Source organism: Streptomyces sp. NPDC058240, assembly GCF_042882135.1.
Lineage (GTDB): Bacteria > Actinomycetota > Actinomycetes > Streptomycetales > Streptomycetaceae > Streptomyces.
Map to the genome: position 1 here is coordinate 1 of NZ_JBHVWT010000039.1, position 6,767 is coordinate 6,767.

Below are 6,767 nucleotides of genomic sequence, written 5' to 3' on the forward strand. Positions count from 1 at the left end.
CCCTCGTCTCCGCCGCGGTCGCCGCCGCGGCCACCCTCGTCTCCGCCGCGGTCGCCGCCGCGGCCACCCTCGTCGCCGCCACGGTCGCCGCCGCGGCCACCCTCGTCGTCGCTGGCGATGACGAGGGCCATGAAGCCGCCGCCGGTGTGGACGCCGCCACGCGGACGGTCGCCGCCGCGGCCACCCTCGTCGTCGCCGCGGCCACCCTCGTCGCCGCCGCGGTCTCCACCACGGTCTCCACCACGGTCGCCGCCGCGGTCGCCGCCGCGGTCTCCACCACGGTCGCCGCCGCGGTCGGACCTTCCGTGGTCGTCGCCGTGCGAGGACGAGTAACCGTTGTCGTGGCCCGAGTCGCCCGACGCGACCATGGCGTAGGCGGACGGGCCGGTGATGGCAAGGACCGCTGTGACAGCGGCCGAAGCGAACAGTGTGCGGGCAGAGCGCATCTGAACACATTCCTTCCGCGCAACTGCGAAGAGTGACGGGACGTCGACTCAATGTGGCGCAGTGGCGACGTGATCCACCGTCAGCCAGAATGCCAATCCGCGCCATCGGGAAACGCAGCATTGGAGCTACGCCGTGGGCTCTTCGAGTGGAGTGGGGCCGATAATCACCCGTTGGACTGCACCCCAGCGGCGCGTGAGGTTTGGGCGGCGGGGTCTCACCTGTTTGCTGACCCTTTCCGTGCGGCGACACGCTCGACGCCCACCTCGTGATGACCCTTCATTCCCCATGAACGGCCTTGATGGAAAGGGGAGTTGGTGTGAGCGGTGCGCCGGTCGGGCAGGGCGAGCTCCGCGGCCTGTCGGTTTCTCCACGCGGGGACCCCGGATCCGCGTCGGCGGCGTACGTGATCCGGCGACGCGTCGCCGCTGACCTGCTTGCTTTCCAGCGCCGAGGTATGCGCGGGACGGCGGCCGGTAAATCGGTTGTCGGGGGTCGGGCCCTCTGCTGTACTCGCCGCAGAAGTCGACCGACGAAGGAGCGGGTCATGCGAGGAACTCTCATGTTCATTCAGGCGGGAATTGTCACCGATCTTGAGGACATGGAGTTTCGTGCACACGCTGAACCTGGGAATTCTGGCGCATGTCGACGCCGGTAAGACGAGCCTGACCGAGCGGCTGCTCCACACCACCGGTGTCATCGACGAGATCGGCAGCGTCGACGACGGCAGCACCCAGACCGATTCCCTGGCACTTGAACGGCAACGCGGCATCACGATCAAGTCCGCCGTCGTCTCGTTCGCCATCGACGACATCACCGTCAATCTGATCGACACCCCCGGTCACCCGGATTTCATCGCCGAGGTGGAACGGGTGCTGAATGTGCTCGACGGTGCCGTGCTGGTCATTTCCGCGGTGGAGGGCGTACAGGCGCAGACCCGCGTGCTGATGCGGACACTGCGACGCCTGCGCATTCCGACGCTCGTCTTCGTGAACAAGATCGACCGCGGCGGCGCGCGGGACGAGGCCGTTCTGCGGAGCATCGCCGAAAAGCTGACCCCGGCCGTGGTCGCCATGGGCTCGGTCGACCGGCCGGGCGGCCGGGACGCCCGCTGCACGCCGTACACCGGTGCCGACCCCGGCTTCACGGACCGGCTGACCGAACTGCTCGCCGACCACGACGACGCGCTGCTGGACGCGTACGTCGAGAACGCCGCGGCCCTCCCGTACAGCAGACTGCGCGAAGAGCTGGCGGCGCAGACCGGGCGGGCGCTGGTGCATCCGGTGTTCTTCGGCTCGGCGATCACCGGCGCGGGGGTGGATGCCCTGATCAGCGGGGTCAGGGAGCTGCTGCCCGCGAGCGGGGGCGATGCGGGCGGGCCGGTCTCGGGCGCGGTGTTCAAGGTGGAGCGCGGACCGGGCGGCGAGAAGACGGCGTACGTCCGGATGTTCTCGGGCACGGTACGGGTCCGCGACCGGCTGCCGTTCGGCCGGGGCGACGGGCGCGCCGAGGGCAAGGTGACCGGGATCAGCGTCTTCGACCGGGGCTCGGCCGTGCGTGAGGCGGCGGTCGGCGCGGGCCGGATCGCGAAGCTCCGGGGGCTCGGCGGCATCCGGGTCGGCGATCCGGTCGGAGTGCCGGACACGGCCGCACCGGGCCGCTGGTTCGCTCCGCCGACGCTGGAATCGGTCGTGGTTCCCCGCCCTCCGGCGAGCCGGGGCGAGCTGCACTTCGCGCTCGCGCAACTCGCCGAACAGGACCCATTGATCAATCTGCGTCAGGACGACGTCCGAAAGGAGGTGTCCGTCTCGCTCTACGGCGAAGTGCAGAAAGAAGTCATCCAGGCGACGCTGGCCGACGAATTCGGAATCGGTGTCACCTTCCGCGAGACCACGACCATTTGCCTGGAACGGCCGAACGGCAGTGGTGCGGCGCACGAGATCATCGGCCGGAACGGCAATCCCTTTCTGGCGACCATCGGTCTTCGGGTCGACCCCGCCCCGGTCGGCAGCGGTATCGCGTACCGGCTGGAGGTGGAGCTCGGATCGATGCCCTTCTCCCTGATGAGGGCGGTGGAGGAGACCGTGGGGGAGACCCTGCGACAGGGAATGCGCGGCTGGCAGGTCACCGACTGCGTCGTCACCATGACGCATTCCGGCTACTGGCCCCGCCAGAGCCATTCCCACGGCGTTTTCGACAAGAGCATGTCGAGCACCGCGGGCGACTTCCGCGATCTGACCCCGCTGGTCCTGATGAGCGCGCTGAAGCAGGCCGGTACCACGGTGCACGAGCCGATCCACCGATTCCGCCTGGAACTCCCCGCGGACCTGCTCAGCCCGGTCCTGCCCGTACTCGCACAGCTGCGCGCCGTCCCCGGGACACCGGCCCTGCACGGTTCCGTATACGTACTGGAGGGCGAGATCCCGGCGGCCCGCGTCCACGAGCTCCAGCAACAGCTTCCGGCCCTGACGCGCGGCGAGGGGGTCCTGGAGTCCGGCTTCGACCGCTACCGGGCCATCGTCGGTACGCCCCCGGACCGGCCGCGCACCGACCGCGACCCGCTCAACCGCAAGGAGTACCTGCTGCGCACGGTGCGCAGGGTCGCCGCGGGCGGGGATGCGCGGTGACCCCGGGACAGCCCTCAGTTCAGCAACGACCGCGCCGCCCGCGCCCGTCGCCGGATCGCCTCCGCCGCCGCGGGCTCGACCCCGTCGACCACGTCCGCGTACTCCTCCATCTCCGCCGCCCCGCGCAGGAACTGCCCGCTCTGGACGAGCAGCTGCGCGCGCTCGTAACGCAGCCTGGCCGGATGCGAGGGGAGCAGCAGCGACAGGTCCACCGCCCACAGCGCCACATCCGTGTGCTCCGGACGGGCCGCCGCCCACGCCCTGATGTTGTTCAGGATCCGCAGCACGATCTCCAGCGGCCGAGCGGGCACCAGCATCGACTCCTCCAGCGGCTCCCCGGTGGTCCCCGCCACCAGCAGTTCCGCGTCCTGCCCGGTCATCGGCCGGCCGCCGTCGAACGGGTCGGCCAGCACCCGCTCGGCCGGATCGCCGAAGCCGACGACGAAATGACCGGGCAGCGCCACCCCGTACACCGGGGCGCCCGCCCGCCGCGCGACCTCGATCCACACCACGGACAGCAGGATCGGCAGCCCGCGACGCCTGCGCAGCACCTCGTGCAGCAGCGACGACTCCAGCCGCTGGTAGTCCGCCGACGAGCCCGCGAAGCCGTACCGCTCGCCGAGCAGTTCGGCCAGTGCCGAGGCCCAGGCCCGGCCGCCCCGCACGCCGTACGGAAGCCGGCCCGCCAGCTCGTCCAGTTCGATCTGCGCCGCGTCGATCCCGTTCACGTCCAGCGCGGGATCGGCCACCGCGCCCAGCAGCAGGCAGAGCAGCGTGAGGTCCGGCCGTTCGGCGCGCACCTCCTCGGCGAACTGCCGGCGCAGCTCGTCCCGGTCCGGGTGCTCCGGCCGTCCGGCGGGTTCAGGATTCATCGGGCCCGTCCCTGTCCGTCACGCCGACCGGAAGTGGTGGTACAGGTGGTGGACCGCGAACCCCATGCCCTCGTACAGCGCCCGCGCCCCCTCGTTGTCCGACTCCACCTGGAGCCACGCCGCCGACGCGCCCTCCTCCAGGGCCTTGCGGGCGAGCGCGGTCATCACGGCGGTGGCGAGCCCCCGGCGCCGGTACGCCGGATCGACCTCGACGGCCATGAAGCCGGCCCAGCGTCCGTCCACCACGCACCGCCCGATCGCGGCGGGCGCGGCGTCCTCGCGGTCACCGGGCACGGAGGCGAACCACACCGAGGGGCCGCCGCGCAGCACCGCCAGGACGTGCGGGCCCGGGGTGTCGAAGCGCTGGTAGCGGGAGAGCCACGTCTCGTCGAGGTCCCGGCTCAGCCGTACCCGGGACGCATCCGCGTCCAGATCGCCGATCGGGGCGAGCCCGCCGGTGCGTACCTCCGCCGTCACCTCGCGGCGCCATCCGCGCTCCTCCAGCTCCGCGCAGAGCAGTTCCTGGGTGCCCTCGGCGCCGGTCGCGGTCTGGATGTACGCGGGCAGGTCCCGTTCCCCGTACCACTGCCGGACGCGCCCGAGCGCCTCGTCGAGCGGAACGCCCGGATCGCCGAGCGGCAGCACGGAGTTGGCGCGCCGGGTGAACCCCTGCGCGGCGCGCAGCCGCCAGTCGCCCAGCGGCTCGCTCTCCACCGGCGGCCAGGCACGGGCGCAGACGGGCGCGAGCTCTTCGAAGGAGGCCGCCGGACCACGCCGACGGGCCGGAGCGGCGGGCACCACCTTGCCCGCCACCAGCGTCGATTCCGCGATACGGACGGATTCACCGCTCTTCGGTGTGATCGAGAGCACACCGTCGTCCCATGATGTGAGAACTCCTACCGTGTCGGCGAACTTCGCTCCTTGCGGGCCGGTCTCGCACACACGCCGGACTGATACCCGTTTGCCCACGTCAGCCGGTGTGATTCGGACCGTGAGCTGTCCGCCGATGGTGAATTCCACAGCTCTGTATGCCCCTCCTGTTCGGTTCGTGCCCCGGAACGGAGATACTAGGGGCGGGCATCGACGACGCCGCGCTCCCGCGCGAGAGCCAACGCCCTACCGAGGAGGAACGACAGCGTGACCTACGTCATCGCGCAGCCTTGTGTCGACGTAAAGGACAAGGCCTGCATCGAAGAGTGCCCCGTCGACTGCATCTACGAGGGCCAGCGGTCCTTGTACATCCACCCGGACGAATGCGTCGACTGCGGAGCCTGTGAGCCGGTGTGCCCGGTCGAGGCCATCTTCTACGAGGACGACACCCCCGAGGAGTGGAAGGACTACTACAAGGCCAACGTCGAGTTCTTCGACGACCTCGGGTCGCCCGGTGGTGCCTCCAAGCTGGGCCTGATCGAGCGCGACCACGCGTTCATCGCCGCGCTGCCGCCGCAGAACCAGTAGTCAGCGGCCAGCATGTGCGCCGCCCCGGTCCCGTACGGCTCGTCACCGTGCGGGACCGAGGCGTTTCCACGCCCGGGTGACGAGCGGCCCGAGTGTCCCTCGTGACTCCGTGCGTCCCTCGTGACCCGCACGCCCCTCGTGACCCCCGTACGAGAAAGCAGAGATCCGTGTCCGCAGTCTCCTCCCGTCTCCCGGTCTTCCCCTGGGACAAGCTCGCGCCCTACAAGTCGACGGCCGAGGCCCACCCCGACGGCATCGTGGACCTGTCCGTCGGCACGCCCGTCGACCCGGTGCCCGAGCTGATCCAGCGGGCGCTCGTCGACGCGGCGGACAGCCCCGGCTATCCGACGGTGTGGGGGACCGCCGAGCTGCGTGACGCGATCACCGGGTGGGTGGAGCGGCGGCTCGGCGCGGTCGGGGTGACGGACCGGAACGTGCTGCCGGTCGTCGGCTCCAAGGAACTGGTGGCCTGGCTGCCGACCCAGCTCGGTCTCGGCGCGGGCGACAAGGTGGCGTACCCGCGCCTGGCCTACCCGACCTACGAGGTGGGCGCCCGGCTCTGCGGCGCCGAGCCCGTCGTCTACGACGACCCGACCGAGCTCGACCCGGCCGGCCTCAAGCTGCTCTGGCTCAACTCGCCGTCGAACCCGACCGGCCGCGTCCTGTCCAAGGACGAGCTGATCCGGATCGTCGCCTGGGCCCGCGAGCACGACGTGCTGGTCTTCAGCGACGAGTGCTACCTGGAGCTGGGCTGGGAGGCCGAACCGGTCTCCGTGCTGCACCCGGACGTCTGCGGCGGTACGTACGAGGGCGTCGTCGCCGTCCACTCGCTCTCCAAGCGCTCCAACCTGGCCGGATACCGCGCGGCCTTCATCGCGGGCGACGCGGCCGTGCTGAGCGAGCTGCTGCTGATCCGCAAGCACGGCGGCATGATGACGCCGGCCCCGGTCCAGGCGGCGGCGGTCGCGGCGCTCGGCGACGACGAGCACGTCGCGGAGCAGCGGACCCGGTACGCGGCGCGGCGCGCGGCCCTGCGCACCGCGCTGGAGGCGCACGGCTTCCGGATCGAGCGCAGCGAGGCGAGCCTCTACCTGTGGGCGACGCGTGACGAACCGTGCTGGGAGACCGTGGCGTACCTGGCGGAGCTCGGCATCCTGGTGGCGCCGGGCGACTTCTACGGACCGGCCGGCGACCGCTTCGTGCGGGTGGCGTTCACGGCGACGGACGAGCGGGTGGCGGCTGCGGTCAAGCGGCTGGCCTGAGCCCGGGAACGGCGGTACACGCGCGGGGGGCGGGGGGGGGGGGCCCCCCCGGGACCCTTTTTTTTTGGTTTTTTTTTCGTTTTCGGTGGAAACACAACCCAAGC

The 6,767-nt window shown here is 71.1% G+C and carries 6 protein-coding genes; 4 read left to right on the top strand and 2 right to left on the bottom strand.

Going from position 1 to position 6,767, the window contains the following annotated elements:
* A partial coding sequence (locus ACFVX4_RS33750) for a hypothetical protein (RefSeq protein WP_389984869.1) occupies positions 1-482 on the top strand: 482 nt, incomplete at its 5' end.
* Between the two features lie 573 nt (positions 483-1,055).
* On the top strand, positions 1,056-3,071 hold the full coding sequence (locus ACFVX4_RS33755; protein ID WP_389984872.1) for a GTP-binding protein: 2,016 nt from the start codon (positions 1,056-1,058) through the stop codon (positions 3,069-3,071).
* A gap of 14 nt (positions 3,072-3,085) precedes the next feature.
* Here the strand turns inward: ACFVX4_RS33755 and ACFVX4_RS33760 are convergent, their stop codons facing one another.
* Together ACFVX4_RS33760 and ACFVX4_RS33765 are read right to left on the bottom strand one after the other, a co-directional pair.
* Positions 3,086-3,943 (bottom strand): tetratricopeptide repeat protein, encoded by an 858-nt coding sequence (locus ACFVX4_RS33760; RefSeq protein ID WP_389984875.1) that lies wholly within the window; start codon positions 3,941-3,943, stop codon positions 3,086-3,088.
* Between the two features lie 18 nt (positions 3,944-3,961).
* Positions 3,962-4,963 (bottom strand): GNAT family N-acetyltransferase, encoded by a 1,002-nt coding sequence (locus ACFVX4_RS33765; RefSeq protein WP_389984878.1) that lies wholly within the window; start codon positions 4,961-4,963, stop codon positions 3,962-3,964.
* 117 nt (positions 4,964-5,080) lie between these two features.
* On the opposite strand from ACFVX4_RS33765, the gene fdxA reads away from it, so the two are divergent.
* Together fdxA and dapC are read left to right on the top strand one after the other, a co-directional pair.
* Positions 5,081-5,401 carry a ferredoxin gene (gene fdxA, locus ACFVX4_RS33770; RefSeq protein ID WP_018956287.1) on the top strand — a complete coding sequence of 107 codons (321 nt, stop codon included), beginning with the start codon at positions 5,081-5,083 and terminating at the stop codon, positions 5,399-5,401.
* 167 nt (positions 5,402-5,568) lie between these two features.
* On the top strand, positions 5,569-6,663 hold the full coding sequence (gene dapC, locus ACFVX4_RS33775; RefSeq protein ID WP_389984881.1) for a succinyldiaminopimelate transaminase: 1,095 nt from the start codon (positions 5,569-5,571) through the stop codon (positions 6,661-6,663).
* The last annotated feature ends 104 nt before the right edge of the window (positions 6,664-6,767 follow it).